Genomic DNA, 15,281 nt, shown 5'->3' on the forward strand with positions numbered 1-15,281 from the left:
ATGGAAACCCGTTCAGCGTAGTCATGGACTACACACGGGAGGTGTACGACCGGCCCGCAACTGCTCGAGCGCGGCGAGCGCCTCGTCGGCGCTGCTGACCTTGATCAATGGCAGGCCCGGCTGGGCATTGGCGACTGCCTCCGCACAGTTGGCCGCCGGGGTGAGGAAGACCTTGGCCTTCGCCGCCTTCGCCGCGACCAGCTTCTGCGGGATCCCGCCGATCGGCCCGACGTTGCCCTCGTCGTCGATGGTGCCCGTGCCGGCGATGACGATCCCGCCGGTCAGGTCCTCTTCCTTGATGGTGTCGATGATGCCGAGCGTGAACATCAGCCCGGCCGACGGCCCGCCGATGCGGTCCAGCTGGATCGACAGCTGGAACGGGTGCGGCTGCGACGTCTTGGCCACGACGCCGAGGCGCGGGGTGCCGTCGTCGGCGGCCTTCGTCGCCACGGTGGCGGTGCGCTTCTCGGTGCCGCGGGTGAACTCGAGCTGCCGTGGCGTCCCGGCCGGCTTGGCCCGCACCAGCTCGGTGAGCTTGGCCAGGGACGTCACCGGGGTGCCGTCGATGGCGGTGATGACGTCGCCCTTCTCCAGCTGCCCCTCGGCCGGGAAGCCGGCGGACACCTCGTCGACCGCGACCAGGACCGGATAGCCGAGTTTGCGCAGCGCGACCGTCTCCGCCGAGGACTGCGACGCCTGGAAGTCCTTCTTGTTGTCTTCCTCGACCTGCTGCTCCGTGCGGTTCGGCGGGTAGATCAACTCACGCGGCACCACCGCGCGGTCCTTCTGCCACCAGCCGATCATCGCCTCGAGCAGCGTCATCTCCGGCTGCACCGACACCGTCGTCATCCGCAGCTGCCCCGCCGACTTCGTGACCGGCGCACCACTGACATTGATGATCGGCTTGCCGTCGTCGCCGGCGCCGAGCGTGTTGTAGGTCGGCCCGGGGCCCATCTCGACGTAGGGCACCCTCAGCTCGGTCGTCTGCCAGGACAGCAACAGCAGCAGCAACGCGCCGACCAACACGGTCACGCCACGACGTCTCATGGCGGCGAGCCTAGCGCTCTCAGTTTTCGTACATGGGAAGCGAGTACCTTTGGGACATGCCCGCAGACATCCCGTTCGGCTTCGGTCCGCCCGGCGGCGAGGTGCCGGATCCGAACGATCCGCGCCAGATGCAGCAATTCCTGAGCCAGCTGCAGCAAATGTTCGCCACGCCCGGCGGCGGACCGGTCAACTGGGATCTGGCCCGCCAGCTCGCGCAGGCCCACCTGACGGGCGGCGGACCCGCCGGCGGGCTCGCCCAGTTCCCGGTCGGCTTCGCGATGCCCGGCACCGTGGTTACGCCACCAGCGAACACAGACGATCCCGACGCGGCGAAGCCCGTCGGTGACCCGTCGGTCACGCCGGCCGAGCGGGCCGCGGTCGTCGAGGCGCTCCGCCTGGCGGACCTGTGGCTCGACCCGGAGTCGGCGCTGCCCTCCGGGGTTCGCGCGACCGCCGCCTGGAGCCGGGGCGAGTGGCTCAACACGACGCTGCCCGTCTGGCGCAAGCTCTGCGACCCGGTCGCCGCCCGCATGGTCTCGGCGATGACGGAGCTGGTGCCGGAGGAGATGCGCGCCCAGATGGGCCCCATGACCTCCATGGTCGCCTCGCTCGGCAGCGCCCTGCTCGGCGGCCAGCTGGGCACGGCGCTGGGCTCGCTCGCCGCCGAGGTCCTCTCCGCCGGCGACATCGGCCTGCCCCTCGGCACCGCCGGCACCGCCGCGCTCGTCCCGGCCAACATCGCCGAATACGGCCGCGGCCTGGAGATCCCCGACGACCAGGTGCGCCTCTATGTCGCCCTGCGCGAGGCCGCCCACCAGCGGCTCTTCGGCCACGTCCCGTGGTTGCGCAGCCACGTCTTCGCCGCCGTCGAGGCGTATGCCGCCGGCATCCACGTCGACCGCGAGGCGATCGAGGAGGCGATGAGCCGCATCGACCCGGCGACCCTCGGCAGCGACCCGCAGGAGCTCGTCCTGGAGGGCATCTTCACGCCCGAGGACACGCCGCAGCAGCGGGCCGCTCTCGCCCGGCTGGAGACCGCGCTCGCCCTCATCGAGGGCTGGGTCTGCCACGTCGTCGACCGCGCCGCCGGCGACCGGCTCCCCGACGTGATCCGCCTCTCCGAGGCCTTCCGGCGCCGCCGGGCCGCGGGCGGGCCGGCCGAGCAGACCTTCGCCGCCCTGGTCGGCCTCGAGCTGCGCCCCCGCCGCCTCCGCGAGGCGACGGCCCTGTGGGCGGCCCTGGCCGAGCACCGCGGCGTCGCGGGCCGCGACGCGCTCTGGGACCACCCCGACCTCCTGCCGGACGAGGAGGCGTTCGCGGATCCGGACCTGTTCGCCCGGACGCAGCTGGACCTGAGCGACCTCGGCTTCAACGACAGCGACCTCGGCTTCAACGACGAGACCGGCGACCCGCCGAAGGGCGACCCGCCGAAGGGCGACCCGCCGAAGGAAGAGGGCGACGCCCCGAAGGAATAGCCGCTCGCCCGGGGCGGGCGCTCGCCGGGGTGGCCGGGTGATTGCACGGCCACCCGGTCCGGGGCGCCGGGCAGGTTCATCGCGACCCTACCCCACCGATGGAAATTGATCTCCGGCCGCGTCGCTCTGCGTAGTTTACGCTGCCCACATCCGCCACCGCGAGTTGCCCGTCCGTGTCGGACAGGTTACCCGGTGTCGCGGCAGCCAGGGTGGCGGTCAGGAGAGCAGGGAGCGGGTGGCGTCCCAGCCGTCGAGACCCATGTCCAGGTGACGCAGGTCCTCGGGGCTGCGCAGGCGGTGCCAGCCCGGCGCGGCTGCCACCATCGTCGGCTCCGGGGCGGGGCGGCGGGCGGTCACCACGTCGCCGGTCTCCGGGTCGAGGTCGGGCAGCCAGGACGGCACCGGCAGGCGGGTCGCCAGGCCCAGCAGCCCGCCACCGGCGGCGGGCGCCACCGCGACGGTCCGGGTGGACAGCGGGCGGATCATCTTGCCGATCAGCATCGCCGGGAGGTCGGGGGCGTCGGCCATGAGGACGACGGCGCGCTCGTGACCATCGGCGGCGGCCGCTTCGAGGGCGGCGCGGATCGACAGTGAGGGCAGCTCATACTGCGGCATGCTCGGCCACGCGATCTTCGAGGCGAGCGGCAGGTCGGCGGCGAGCGCGGCGATGGCCGGCTGGATCAGCGGCAGCGGGGCGACCAGGTCGACGACGTCCTCGGCGAGCGCGGCGCGCCACGAGGCCGGGTCGATGCCGGGCGGCGACCAGGGGGTGGGCACGAGCAGCACGATCACCGCCGCGGAGACAGCCGGGACGGTCATTCAGTGATCCCAAGACCTGCGGCCGCTGACACCCCCTCAAGATACCCCCGCGCCCGCTCCGACTTCGGATAGCGGCCGACGAGCGCCCAGAAGGCGGCGCTGTGGTTGGGGATGACCAGGTGTGACAGCTCGTGCAGCAGCACGTAGTCGATCACCCAGTCGGGCATCTCCTGGACCCGGTGCGAGATCCGGATGGTACCGTCTGCCGGCGTGCACGACCCCCAGCGCCCGTTCTGATTCTGCACCCAGCGCACGCTGGTCGGACGGGCGGCGTTGGGGTGATCGGGCAGGTAGCGGGCGGCCAGCCGTTGGGCGCGGGCCGTCAGCTCGGTGTCGGTGCGCCTGGCCCGTTGCTCGCGGACAGCGAGCCGCTCCAGCATTCGATCGACCCACTCGCGCTCCTCCGCTCGGGAGAACTGCGCGGGGATCAGCACGACGACCCGCTCACCATCACGGTAAGCGGACACCGTGCGACGGCGGCGCTTGCTGCGCCGCACCTCGATGACCGGCTTACGTGTCATGCCGGCCCCTCAGGGTACCGCTCACGGAGGAACGCTAGCCGGAAACGGCCATCCCTCCGCAAGGGCCAATCTCGCGGAGGGCGCCCGTATGTCACCCATTCGTGGCGGCTCGCCGGAAAGATTCCACCGGTTGTCGGCCCTGGTGGGGCCACTCGGCGGCATTTCATCCACAGCAACCCACACCGTTGCCCACACAGTTATCCCCAGCCTGTGCATAGTGTGTAGCGTGCGGTTAGAGGAAGATCTTCCGATTACGCTCGGCGTGTCCCGTCTTACCGCACTTTCCCCGAGTGTCCGACAAGGCACACTCACCACGTCGACCTAGCTGGTCAGCACCGGTGCGCGCAAGGGCACCGGACCGAGATGAGGAGGGCATCGTGGCCGAGACGTACAACGGCTACTGCGTCAAGTGCAAGGAGAAGCGGGACTTCGAGGGCGAGATCGCGATCTCGAAGACGGGCATGAAGATGGCCAAGGGCGCCTGCCCGGTCTGCGGCACGACGGTCAACCGGATCCTCGGTAAGGCCTGAGACACGCAGGCAGGCACGGCCTGAGACGCAGACAAAGGAACCGGGCCGTACACATCAGGCTCCTCGCCGCCCCCCGCCCGGCGCGTGAGCCCCGAGATCGTCGCGCTAGAGCAGCAAGGTTGGCCCGCGCGGTATGAAGCGTTTGCGCCTTTCGCTGTGGACAACTCGGCGGCTGGCTGTGGACAAGTCCGGCCGGCGGTGGATATCCCTGTGGACAACCACCCCGGCCGGAGTCCGCGCCGGTGGCAGTCTCGCCGGTCATGCGACCGACACTCCTGCCGAACCTGCGCCGCCTCTGGCGGGACGCGTCCACCGTCCAGCTCGGCACCGACCCCGCCGGCGCCGTCGTGCTGCACCTGCGCCGGCCGGAGCTGGCCCGGGTGCTGGACCTGCTGGACGGCGCGCACACCGAGCCCGCGGTCCTCGCCGCCGGTGAGGCGCTCGGGCTCGCCGCGGCGGAGGTGCTCAGCCTCGTGCAGACCCTGCGGGACGTCGGGCTGGTCGTCGCCGCGCACGCGCTGGTCCCGGTGGGGCTGCCCGAGCGGGTGCACCGCCGGCTGAGCGTCGAGGCCGCCGCGATCGCGCTGCGGCTGCGCACCGAGGTCCCGGGCGGCCATGACGTCCCCGCTGACGTGCTGCGCCGCCGGTACGCCTCCCGCGTCGTCATCGCCGGCGACGGTCCGCTGCTGGCTCCGCTCGCGGCCCTGCTCGCCGCCAGCGGGGTCGGTCACGTCGACCCGGTCGTCGACGGTGTCACCGGCGTCGCGGACGTCCTGGTCGGCGGCCTGCACGTCGACGACGTGGGGGTGTCGCGGGCGGTCGCCACCGGCAACGCCGTCGCGAGGTTCGCCCCTGGAGCGGACCTGACCACGGCCCGGATGGACACCGTCGACCTCGTCGTGCGCGTCGGTGACCGGCACCCGCCCGCGCTCGCCAGGCGGGGGCTGCGGCTGACCGGCCTGCCGCGGCTGGAGCTGACGGTGCGGCTCGGCACGGTGCTCGTCGGTCCGCTGGTACGCCCCAGCGGCTCCCCCTGCCGCGCATGCCTGGAGCTGCACCGGCGCGACCGTGACCCGATCTGGCCGGTGCTCGCCGCACAGCTGGCCACGGCGCCACCCGGCGACGGGGAGCCGTGCGCGTCGGCGACGGCGCTCGCGGGGGTCGCGTTCGCCGCCGACGAGGTGCTCGCGTTCCTCGACGGGACGGTGCCGCGGACCGAGGCGGCGATCGTCGAGATCCCCCGCGCCGGCGAGTTGAGGCGGCGGGAATGGGTGGCGCATCCCCGCTGTGACTGCCGTCGCCGTCGTCGTACCGCCATGAACGGGTAAGAATGACGTGTGACCGAGATCCCCAGGGGCGCCGTCGCCCGCACCGCACGACTGGCGTCGCTTCCTCTCGGGCTGGCCGGGCGGGCCGCGCTCGGCCTTGGCAAGCGCGTGACGGGCATGGCCGCCGATGTGGTGTCCGCCGATGTCCAACGCCGCACCGCCGAGCACCTGTTCAGCGTCCTCGGGCAGCTCAAGGGCGGTGCGATGAAGATGGGACAGGCGTTGTCCGTCTTCGAGGCGGCACTGCCGGAGGACCTCGCCGGGCCGTATCGGGCGGCGCTGACGAAGCTGCAGGAGGCCGCGCCGCCGCTGCCGGCCGCCAGCGTGCACAAGGTGCTGCGCGAGTCCCTGGGCGAGGACTGGCGGGAGCTGTTCAAGGAGTTCGACGACAAACCGGCCGCCGCCGCCAGCATCGGCCAGGTCCACCGCGCGATCTGGGCCGACGGCCGCGACGTGGCGGTGAAGGTGCAGTATCCGGGCGCCGGTGAGGCGTTGCGGTCCGACCTCAACCAGATGGCCCGGTTCGCCGGGCTGTTCAAGGCGATCCAGCCGGGCCTCGACGTAAAGCCCCTCGTCCAGGAGATCCGCGACCGGGTCACCGAGGAGCTGGACTATGAGCTGGAGGCGGCCTCGCAGCGGGCGTTCGCGGCCGCGTTCGACGGCGACCCGGACATCTGCGTGCCGCAGGTCCTCAAATCCTCGCCCCGGGTCCTCGTCACGGAGTGGATCGAGGGCATGCCCCTGTCGACGATCATCGCGTCCGGCACGGTCGAGGAGCGCGACGCCGCCGGCACCCGGATGGCGCTGCTGCACTTCTCCGCCCCCGCCAGGGTGGAGCTGCTGCACGCCGACCCGCACCCGGGCAACTTCCGGATGCTGCCCGACGGCCGGCTGGGGGTGCTCGACTTCGGTGCGGTCGCCCGGCTGCCCGGCGGGCATCCCGAGGTGATCGGCCGGCTGACCCGGCTCGCCCTCGCCGGCGACGCCGACGCGGTCCTCGCCGGCCTGCAGGACGAGGGGTTCGTCAAGCGGGACGCGAAGATCGACGCGGCGGCGGTGCTGGGCTACATCAGGCCGATGCTGGACCCGGTCGCGGAGCCGAAGTTCCGGTTCAGCCGGGCGTGGCTGCGCGCGGAGGCGGGCCGGCTCGCCAACCCGAAGAGCCCGGCCTATGCGATGAGCCGCCAGCTCAACCTGCCGCCGTCCTACATGCTGACCCACCGGGTGACGCTCGGCTCGATCGGCGTGCTGTGCCAGCTGGAGGCGGAGGCGCCCTACCGGGAGATCATCGAACAGTGGCTGCCGGGCTTCGCGGAGCCGAAGGAACTGGCGAAGAAACCGCGCCGGCGCAAGGCGGAGTAACGCAGAGGGCGGGCCTCCCGATCGGGAGGCCCGTCCCCTTTCCTGCGGGTCGGATCAGTGTCGGCTCAGCTGACGCTCCTGCTCACGGCGGGCGCGCATCGCGATCTGACGGGCGGACGAAGAAGCCTCAGAGTGACGGTCAGCCTGAGGCTGACGCATTCGCGCTCGTGAAAGTGCTTCGTGGAGTAGTTGCAAAGACACGGCCATGCTCCTCATAGGAATGGTGCGAACGTCGGTGAGTTGAAGCCGGGTCGGCTGCGCGGCGCGCAGACCTCGGCTGGCTGGCAACGGATGTGCACTCATGTCAGGCCGCCACACTTGCGGCGACCGCAGCGGTCCGAGCGGCGACCTCAACCCGCAGGACGGCGTCGCGAGCGACGTCCTCCTTGCGCGGACGACCCCGCGGACGCTTCCGCGGAACCACCGCACCGCGCTCGAAGATCTCGCCACCCCAGACACCCCAGGGCTCGGCGCGCTCGATCGCGCCGGCAAGGCACTCGACGCGCAGAGGGCACTCCACGCAGAGCGACTTGGCCAGCTCGAGCTCGGCCGGCGAGTCAGCGAACCACAGGTCCGGGTCGAAGGTGCGGCACGGCAGGTCGGACTTCACGCCTCGCGCAGCGACAAGGAGACGCTCGTCGACACCCGACTCAACGCGCACATCGCGCGATGCCAAGGCCAGGCTCATCCCGGTCACCCCTTTCTGTTTCTCGATCGTTTGGTGGTGATCGTCGGTGCAAATAACTGAGGCCGCGGATCCCGGTGTCGGGTTCCGCGGCCTCGAGGTGAGCCGGTTGGTCGGTCTGTTAGACCGGCCTGCCTCGAGGTGGTGTGCCGCGGACTCCGCCGTTGGGCTTCGGAGCCGTCAGGTCGTGCTTGTCGTTCGCGGTGAGCCCACTGGTCCCCTGAACCTGGACTTCCCGCCGGTCGAGCAGCGCCACGCCAACGGCGGGGACCTGCTCAACGATGCGGACGCGCGCAGTCGTGCTGAACTGCTCGGTGGTGCTGGCCTGCTCGGTGCCGACATGCTGGACGGTGCCGCCGACGCGATCGGCGTCCATGTCGACCCGCAGGTCGATCTGGAACGCACCGGTCGCGGAGACACCGGCCCTGGAGACGCCGGTCGCCGTGCCGCCCTGGACTTCGACGCCGCCCGGAACCTCGACGCCGCCCAGGGCCGCGACGCCACCCGTGACCGCGAAGGACGCGATCGGGGCAGCAGCCGGAGCGGAGGCAACGGTCGGGATCAGGGAAGCGGTCGACATCTGAGCGGCGGACAGTTTGCGGGCCGGGGCAGGCGCGGCAGCGACGCCCGCGAAGGCGCCTCTGATGGCGGACTCCTGCCACTGAACCGAAACTGACGGCGGCGAAACACGGCGTGCCGAAACCAGGGACGGGGCGCAGAGGGCGCGCAACACCGGCTGTAGCTCGGCTGAGATATAGAGCTTCACGGGTCGCACCTTCTCTCCACACTCGTCATGGGTCGACTGCCGGGTCCCCGGCGTTCGTGTTCGCAGGCTATGTCGCCCCTTCAGACTAGGGCAACCGAATTTCCGGGAAAAGTTCTTGTCACTTTTTTGCGCATCGAAATCAGTCGCTGCCGACGAGGTCTTCGACGGTCGTGCCGGACACCAGCGCGAGCACGTCGTCGCCATAGAGCCCCAGCTTGCGAGGGCCGATCCCGGCGATCACGGCGAGCTCCTCGCGGCGGCCCGGGCGCCGCTCGGCGATCGCGGCGAGCGTGACATCGGTGAATACGACGAATGCCGGGACCTTCTGCACGGCGGCGAGCCGGGCGCGCCAGTCCAGCAGCCGGGCCAGCAGCTCCTCGTCGCGGTCGGCCGGGCAGTCGGTGCACCGGCCCAGCTTGCGCTCCGGGCCGCTGAGCAGCCCGGCGCCGCAGACCCGGCAGGAGATGGCGACGGTGCGCCGCACCCGGGCCACCACCTCCGTCTTGCCGATGCTCTTGCCGAAGCCGTGCTGCGACGCGCGCCCGGGCTCCAGGACGGGCACGAACCGGCTGGCCCGCCGGGGACGGCCGCCGGGGGCGCGGGCCGCCGCATAGGACAGCCACAGCGTGTGCCGGGCCCGGGTGACGCCGACATAGAGCAGCCGCCGCTCCTCCTCGACCGCGTCGGGCGTGCGGGCGTGAATGACGGGCATTGTGCCCTCGGCGAGGCCGACCAGGAACACCGCGTCCCATTCCAGGCCCTTGGCGGAGTGCAGCGACGAAAGGGTGACCCCGGCGACGGTCGGCACGTGCTGCAGCGCCGCGCGGCGGGCCAGCTCCTCGTTGAACGCCTCGAGGGTGAGCGTCGGCATGCTCTCGGCGAGCGCGACGAGCGCCGCCACCGCCTCCCACTTCTCCCGGGCGGCGCCGCCGGCGGGGGTCTCGGCGGGCCGCCAGCCGACGCCCTCCAGGGCCTTGCCGACCGACTCCGCGAGGGGCGCGGTGGCGTCGAGGGACCGGGTCGCCGCCCGCAGCGCGTGCATCGCCTGCCGGACCTCGACCCGCTCGAAGAACCGCTCGGCGCCGTGCACCACATAGGGCACCCCGGCCTCGGCCAGGGCCTCCTGATAGGCCTCGGACTGGGCGTTGACCCGGAACAGCACCGCGATCTCCTCCGCGGGCGTGCCGCCGGCGATCAGCTCGCGACAGCGGGCGGCGACGGCGGCGGCCTCCTGCGGCTCGTCGGGGAAGGAGCGCACGGTCGGCTCGGGACCCGGCGGGCGCTGGCCGACCAGCTCGAGCCGCAGCCGGGCCAGCTCGCCGCGGGCCTGGCCGATCACGGTGTTGGCGAGGCCGACGACCTGCGGGGTGGACCGGTAGTCACGGATCAGCCGCACGACGGTCGCGTCGGGGTGGCGGCGCTTGAAGTCGACGAGATAGGACGCGCTGGCGCCGGTGAACGAGTAGATCGTCTGGCTCGCGTCGCCGACGACGGTCAGGTCGTCGCGGTCGCCGAGCCAGGAATCCAGCAGCCGTTGCTGCATCGGGTTGACGTCCTGATACTCGTCGACGACGAAGTGCCGATACTGCGAGCGGATCTGCTCCGCGACGTCCTCGTGCTCCTCCATGGCCCAGATCGCGGCCCGGATCATGTCCTCGAAGTCGATCACGCCCTGCGCCCGCTTGACCCGCTCATAGGCGGCGTAGACCTCGCCGACCTTGGCCGCGTCGAACGGCGGCTCGCGCAGCGCCTTGGCCGCCGCGACCGCATAGTCGGCCGGCTCGATCAGCGACGACTTGGCCCACTCGATCTCACCGGCGAGGTCGCGGGCGCCGGTGCCGTCGATCTTGATGCCGACCCGGGTGGCGGCGAGGCCGACCATGCGGGCCTTGCTGTCCAGCAGCTCGGGCATCTCCCGGCCGGAGAAGAGCCGCGGCGCGAAATAGCGGACCTGGCGCAGCGCCGCGGCGTGGAACGTGCGGGCCTGGACGCCGCCGGCGCCGAGCTGGCCGATGCGGGCCCGCATCTCCGCGGCGGCCCGGGCGGTGAACGTGACGGCCAGGACGTGCTGGGCCCGCACGTGCCCGGAGCGGACCCGGTGGGCGATGCGATGGGTGATCGCCCTGGTCTTGCCCGTGCCGGCGCCCGCGAGGATGCACAGGGGCCCGGCCGGAGCGGTGACCACGGCCGCCTGCTCCGGGTCAAGTCCGGTGAGTGGGTTTGAGGAGTCCGCCACAGGTAGGCATCATTCCAGCCGGGTACGACGTTTCCGCCGAAGTACCTACCGAGAGCCCGACGGAGGAGACGACCCGATGCTGACGATGTACTCGACCACGTGGTGCGGCTACTGCCACCGATTGAAGTCGCAGATGGACCGCGAAGGCATCCAGTACCAGGTCGTCGACATCGAACAGGACCCGGCCGCGGCGAAGTTCGTCGAGAGCGTCAACGGCGGCAACCAGACCGTCCCGACCTTGAAGTTCGACGACGGCACGGCCCTGACGAACCCGACGATCGTCCAGGTGAAGGCGCAGCTGGCCAACGCGGTGCGTAGCTGACCCTTCACACGACGCCGCCGGCTCATTACGGTGGCCGGCATGCGGGTTGCTCGCGACTTCGCCGTCGGCGCCCGGGGACCACGCAGCTACCACGCGCCGGAGCGGCCGAGGGTGGCCGACCCGGCGCGCCGGCGGCGCATCGCCGACTATCTGTCCGGCGGCACGACGATCGGCCACGGCCCAGGCGTGCTGCACACCGACGGGTTGTGGCTGTGGCCGGAGCGGTTCGTCGCCGAGGTCCTCGACCACGGGCTCGCCCCTGAGCCGGACTTCCTGGGGCAGATGCAGCGCAGCGACTTCCGCGCGCCCGCGCCCGAGCCGGACACCAGGCTGACCGAGGACGCGCTGACGGCCTGGCGGGCCGGCCCGCCGCCCGGGCCGCGGGTGTCCATCACCTACTTCGTCCGCCTCGACGGCGACTCGACGCCGGAGGCGCCGCTGTCGCTGCTGCGCCGGTCGGTCGACCCGGCCGGTCAGGTGACCGAGGAGGCGCTGTGGCGCGACCTGGACTGGCACCCGACGCAGGCCTTCGGGGCGCACAAGACCGACCATGACATCCGCGAGGTGACCCCGGCGCACGCCGCCGGGGTCCTCGACCGCTGGTGCGGACAATGGCACCGCGAAGCGGTCAGCCGAGCCACTCGGTGATCAGGTAGTGCGCGATCGACGCGGGGAACGGCAGGCCGAAGGCGCGTGAGTCGCCGTGCAGCACACCGGCGATCTCCGTGCGGGAGAACCAGCGGCCTTCGAGGATCTCCTCGGTGTCGACCTCGATCGGCGCGCCGACCTGCGCCGTGGCGTGGAAGCCGAGCATCAGCGAGCCGGGGAACGGCCAGGGCTGGCTCGCCACGTAGGTGACGTCGTCGACGACGACGCCGACCTCTTCCAGGACCTCCCGGGCGACCGCCATCTCCGCGGACTCCCCGGGCTCGACGAACCCGGCGAGCGTCGAGTAACGCCGGATCCCGCCGGCCGCCGGCCACTGTGCGTTGCAGCCCAGCAGGCAGCACCCGTCGGGTCCCTCGACGCCGTCGTGCACCAGCATGATCACCGCGGGGTCCGTGCGCGGCCAGAGCGTCTCGGTGCCGTCCTCGGTGGTCCGCACCCACCCTGCCTGCGCCGGGACCGTCAGTTTGCCGCTGAGGGGGCTGTACGGGTGCCGCGAGTGCCAGTTGGCCAGCCCGACGGCGGTGATGAACAACCCGGCCGGCAGGTCCGGCAGCGCGTGCCCGATCTGGCGCAGGTTGGCCCGTCGCGTGCCGGGCAGCACCGTCACGTCGGCGGCGACCGCGAAATAGACGCTGCCGTCGGTGTCCTCGCCGAGGAAGAACCGCTCGCCCTGCGGCGCGTCGACCGGGTCGATCAGCACCAGATCCGGCGGGTCGTCGCCGCGGACCAGGACGTGCCCGTCGTCGACGACGACCACGCGGGAGCGGGTCCAGGCCTCGGCGAGCCAGTCGGCGTCGGTGCGGCGGTGCGCCGCCCGGTCCAGCACACCCCGCGCGAGCGGAGGGCCGGGCCGGGCAGCGGACACATCGGTCATGACGCCGCTCTGGTGACGGCCGTCAGTGCGGCCAGGGGCTTCTCGATCAGGGCCGCGTCGCCGAGGACCACGGCGGCGACCCGGGACGGCGCGAGGTACTGCGCGGCCGCGGCCGCCACGTCGTCCCGGCTGACGCGGGCCAGCCGGGTGGCGTGCTCGGCCAGGTAGTCCAGGCGCAGCCCGAAGCCGGCATACGTGGAGACCAGCCCGGCCAGCCCGGCCTGCGTGGACATGCCCAGCTGGAGGGTGCCGAGCGCATACTGGCGGGCCTGCTCCAGCTCGTCCTCCTTCGGCGGGAGGCTGGCCAGCCGGCCGAGCTCGTACAGCGTCTCCAGCAGCGCCGGACCGGTCACGCCGGTGGCCACCTCGGCGGCGACGACCAGCGACGAACCGGCGACGGCGTGCTCGACGAGGGAGTGCGGGCCATACGTGTAGCCCTTGTCCTCGCGGATGTTCTCCACCCAGCGGGAGGAGAAGTAGCCGCCGAAGACGAGGTTGGCCAGCTGCAACGCGGCGTGGTCGGGGTGCCGGCGGGACACCGCGGGCAGCGCCAGGCGCAGCGAGGACTGCACGGAACCGGGCCGGTCGACGAGCGTCAACGGCCCCGGCTTCAGCTCCGGGGTCGGCGGCAGCTCCACCGCCGAACCGGCGCCGTCCCACTTCGACAGCATCCGCTCGGCGGCGGCGATCGCCTTCTCCGGCGCGAGGTCACCGACGATGACCAGGGTCGCACCGGCCGGGTGCAGCCGCTCGGCGTGCAGGGTCCGCAGCGTGCCGGGCGTGACCGCCTCGACCTGCTCCGGTGCCGGGGTCTGAATGGCGTACGGGTGTTTGCCATACATCCGCTTCAGCAGCGCGGCCCGCGCGAGGTGGCTCGGCTGGCTCTGCGCGACCCGGATCCGGTCGACCAGGCGGGCCCGCTCGGTGCTGACCTCCTCGGCCGGGTAGTTGGCGTCGGTGAGCACCTCGGCGAGCAGGTCCAGCAGCCGGTCCAGGCCGCCGACCAGGGCGTTGCCGGAGATCAGCAGCCGGTCCGGGTCGGCGCCGGCGGACAGCCCGCCGCCGACTTTCTGCAGCTCGGCGGCGATGTCGACGGTCGACATCGCGGTGGTGCCGGACAGCACCGTCTGGGTCAGCAGCGCGGCACGGGCGAGGTGCGCCTTCGCGAACGGCACCCGCAGCCGGACCTCCACCAGCGGCACCGACGCGCGCCGCAGCGCGATCACGGTCAGGCCGTTGTCGAGGGTCCGCTCGACGGTCTTGGGCAGCTTCAGCGGGCGGTTCGGCCCCAGCACCGGCACGGTGCGCAGGAGGGTTTCGGCAGTCACTTGGCTCCTCCGGCAATGACCTCGACCGCGGCGCGGCGCGACGGGACCAGCTCGGCCGCCGCGGCGATGATCTGCTCCTCGGTGACCCCACCGATCAGGGTGTGGAGCTGGTTGAGCAGCTCGGGCTCGCCGCGCTGCTGCTCCAGCACGGCCATCTGCAGCGAGCGCCCGAGCACCGCGTCGGTGTCGCGCAGCAGGTGCGTGGCCATGCGGGCCTGGGTGCGGCTGAGCTCGTCGGGGGTGAGGCCGTCGGTGGCGATGCGCTGGCACTCCTCCTCGACGGTGCGCAGGACCTTGTCGACGTCGCCGCCGGGGGGCAGGTGCGCCTGCAGGACCAGGGCGGTGGGGTCGCGCACCGCGAACGGCTCGCCCATGAAGCCGACATAGCCACCGACGCTGGTCACCGTCCGGTCCCGCAGGACCAGGCGCTCCACCAGGCGGGACGCGTCGCCGTCGGTGAGGACCTCGGCCAGGACCACATACGGCAGGTACGCCTCGAGGTCGTTGATCGGGTCCGGCACCCGCCACGCCGCGGCGACCGCCGGCAGCGGGGCCAGCCGGTCCTCGTAGGACGAGCGGCGCTCCGCGGTCAGGTCCGGCTCGGTGAAGTCGGGGCGGGCCGGCGCCGGACGGGCGGGCACGTCACCGAAGTGCCGCTCGATCAGCGCGGTCGCGGTCGCCACGTCGAAGTCGCCGGACACCGCGAGGACCGCGTTGCCACAGGCGTAGTAGCGGTCGAAGAAGTCGGCGGCGTCGGCGACGGTCGCGGACTCCAGGTCGTCGAAGGAGCCGTAGCCGTCATGGGCGTTGGCGAACGTGTCGAACATGACCGGCGGCAGCCGCAGCCACGGGAACCCGCCATACGGCCGGTTGAGCACGTTGACCCGGATCTCCTCCTTGACCACGTCGACCTGGTTGCGCAGGTTCTCCTCGGTCAGGCGGGGTGAGCGCATCCGGTCGGCCTCGAGGAACAGTGCCCGCTCCAGCGCGTTGGACGGCAACGTCTCGTAGTAGTCGGTGTAGTCGAAGTGGGTCGAGCCGTTGAACGTGCCGCCGGAGCCCTGCACGTAACGGAAGTGGGCCAGCTTCTCCAGGCTCTCCGAGCCCTGGAACATCAGGTGCTCGAACAGGTGGGCGAAGCCGGTGCGGCCCTGCGGCTCGGAACGGATGCCGACGTCATAGACGACCGCGACGCCGACGACGGGTGCGGCCCGGTCGGGCGTGAGCACCACCCGCAAGCCGTTGGGGAGGGTGAGGCGCTCGACGGGATACTTGGACGCGGGGATCCGCACAGCGGGACTACGACGAGGCACCCACCG

General features: G+C 72.1%; 15 protein-coding genes. 6 read left to right on the plus strand and 9 right to left on the minus strand.

The window, feature by feature from the left end; all coding sequences use genetic code 11:
• Nucleotides 1-21: 21 nt before the first annotated feature.
• Nucleotides 22-1,047 carry a PDZ domain-containing protein gene (locus tag AB0K00_RS12640; RefSeq protein ID WP_363519362.1) on the minus strand — a complete coding sequence of 342 codons (1,026 nt, stop codon included), beginning with the start codon at nucleotides 1,045-1,047 and terminating at the stop codon, nucleotides 22-24.
• Between the two features lie 56 nt (nucleotides 1,048-1,103).
• On the opposite strand from AB0K00_RS12640, the gene AB0K00_RS12645 reads away from it, so the two are divergent.
• A complete protein-coding gene (locus AB0K00_RS12645; protein WP_363519363.1) occupies nucleotides 1,104-2,522 on the plus strand; it encodes a zinc-dependent metalloprotease in 1,419 nt (472 codons plus the stop codon).
• Between the two features lie 216 nt (nucleotides 2,523-2,738).
• Here AB0K00_RS12645 and AB0K00_RS12650 read toward each other — a convergent pair whose 3' ends face one another.
• Nucleotides 2,739-3,341 (minus strand): hypothetical protein, encoded by a 603-nt coding sequence (locus AB0K00_RS12650; RefSeq protein ID WP_363519365.1) that lies wholly within the window; start codon nucleotides 3,339-3,341, stop codon nucleotides 2,739-2,741.
• A complete protein-coding gene (locus AB0K00_RS12655) occupies nucleotides 3,338-3,862 on the minus strand; it encodes a M48 family metallopeptidase (protein WP_363519368.1) in 525 nt (174 codons plus the stop codon). The genes AB0K00_RS12650 and AB0K00_RS12655 overlap by 4 nt, the downstream gene beginning before the upstream one ends.
• 377 nt (nucleotides 3,863-4,239) lie before the next feature.
• Between AB0K00_RS12655 and AB0K00_RS12660 the strand changes: the two genes are divergently transcribed.
• The 3 genes from AB0K00_RS12660 (at nucleotide 4,240) to AB0K00_RS12670 (ending at nucleotide 7,082) form a co-directional block, all read left to right on the plus strand.
• A complete protein-coding gene (locus tag AB0K00_RS12660; RefSeq protein WP_190251171.1) occupies nucleotides 4,240-4,392 on the plus strand; it encodes a DUF5679 domain-containing protein in 153 nt (50 codons plus the stop codon).
• Nucleotides 4,393-4,652: 260 nt separating this feature from the next.
• Nucleotides 4,653-5,720: a TOMM precursor leader peptide-binding protein gene (locus tag AB0K00_RS12665; RefSeq protein ID WP_363519371.1), complete on the plus strand. Its 1,068-nt coding sequence runs from the start codon at nucleotides 4,653-4,655 to the stop codon at nucleotides 5,718-5,720.
• Nucleotides 5,721-5,729: 9 nt separating this feature from the next.
• On the plus strand, nucleotides 5,730-7,082 hold the full coding sequence (locus tag AB0K00_RS12670; RefSeq protein WP_363519374.1) for an AarF/ABC1/UbiB kinase family protein: 1,353 nt from the start codon (nucleotides 5,730-5,732) through the stop codon (nucleotides 7,080-7,082).
• Nucleotides 7,083-7,386: 304 nt separating this feature from the next.
• Here the strand turns inward: AB0K00_RS12670 and AB0K00_RS12675 are convergent, their stop codons facing one another.
• The 3 genes from AB0K00_RS12675 to AB0K00_RS12685 all read right to left on the minus strand — a co-directional run bounded on the left by AB0K00_RS12675 (nucleotide 7,387) and on the right by AB0K00_RS12685 (nucleotide 10,769).
• A complete protein-coding gene (locus AB0K00_RS12675; protein WP_363519376.1) occupies nucleotides 7,387-7,770 on the minus strand; it encodes a WhiB family transcriptional regulator in 384 nt (127 codons plus the stop codon).
• A gap of 118 nt (nucleotides 7,771-7,888) precedes the next feature.
• Nucleotides 7,889-8,533 carry a hypothetical protein gene (locus AB0K00_RS12680; RefSeq protein ID WP_363519378.1) on the minus strand — a complete coding sequence of 215 codons (645 nt, stop codon included), beginning with the start codon at nucleotides 8,531-8,533 and terminating at the stop codon, nucleotides 7,889-7,891.
• A 139-nt stretch (nucleotides 8,534-8,672) separates the two neighbouring features.
• On the minus strand, nucleotides 8,673-10,769 hold the full coding sequence (locus tag AB0K00_RS12685; protein ID WP_363519381.1) for an ATP-dependent DNA helicase UvrD2: 2,097 nt from the start codon (nucleotides 10,767-10,769) through the stop codon (nucleotides 8,673-8,675).
• 76 nt (nucleotides 10,770-10,845) lie between these two features.
• Here AB0K00_RS12685 and AB0K00_RS12690 point away from each other — a divergent pair, with 76 nt between their 5' ends.
• Nucleotides 10,846-11,091 carry a mycoredoxin gene (locus tag AB0K00_RS12690; RefSeq protein ID WP_363519384.1) on the plus strand — a complete coding sequence of 82 codons (246 nt, stop codon included), beginning with the start codon at nucleotides 10,846-10,848 and terminating at the stop codon, nucleotides 11,089-11,091.
• 39 nt (nucleotides 11,092-11,130) lie between these two features.
• On the plus strand, nucleotides 11,131-11,739 hold the full coding sequence (locus AB0K00_RS12695; protein WP_363519386.1) for a hypothetical protein: 609 nt from the start codon (nucleotides 11,131-11,133) through the stop codon (nucleotides 11,737-11,739).
• Here AB0K00_RS12695 and nudC read toward each other — a convergent pair.
• The 3 genes from nudC to AB0K00_RS12710 are packed head-to-tail and all read right to left on the minus strand — an operon-like array spanning nucleotide 11,720 to nucleotide 15,254.
• Nucleotides 11,720-12,634, minus strand: coding sequence for an NAD(+) diphosphatase (gene nudC, locus AB0K00_RS12700; protein ID WP_363519389.1), 915 nt, complete (start codon nucleotides 12,632-12,634; stop codon nucleotides 11,720-11,722). The genes AB0K00_RS12695 and nudC overlap by 20 nt on opposite strands.
• A complete protein-coding gene (locus tag AB0K00_RS12705; protein WP_363519392.1) occupies nucleotides 12,631-13,962 on the minus strand; it encodes a pitrilysin family protein in 1,332 nt (443 codons plus the stop codon). The genes nudC and AB0K00_RS12705 overlap by 4 nt, the downstream gene beginning before the upstream one ends.
• Nucleotides 13,959-15,254, minus strand: a complete 1,296-nt coding sequence (locus tag AB0K00_RS12710) for a pitrilysin family protein (protein ID WP_363519681.1) — start codon at nucleotides 15,252-15,254, stop codon at nucleotides 13,959-13,961. Before AB0K00_RS12710 ends, AB0K00_RS12705 begins: the two co-directional genes overlap by 4 nt.
• Nucleotides 15,255-15,281 lie beyond the last annotated feature (27 nt).

The organism is Dactylosporangium sp. NPDC049525, from assembly GCF_040676755.1.
Taxonomy (GTDB): Bacteria; Actinomycetota; Actinomycetes; order Mycobacteriales; family Micromonosporaceae; genus Dactylosporangium.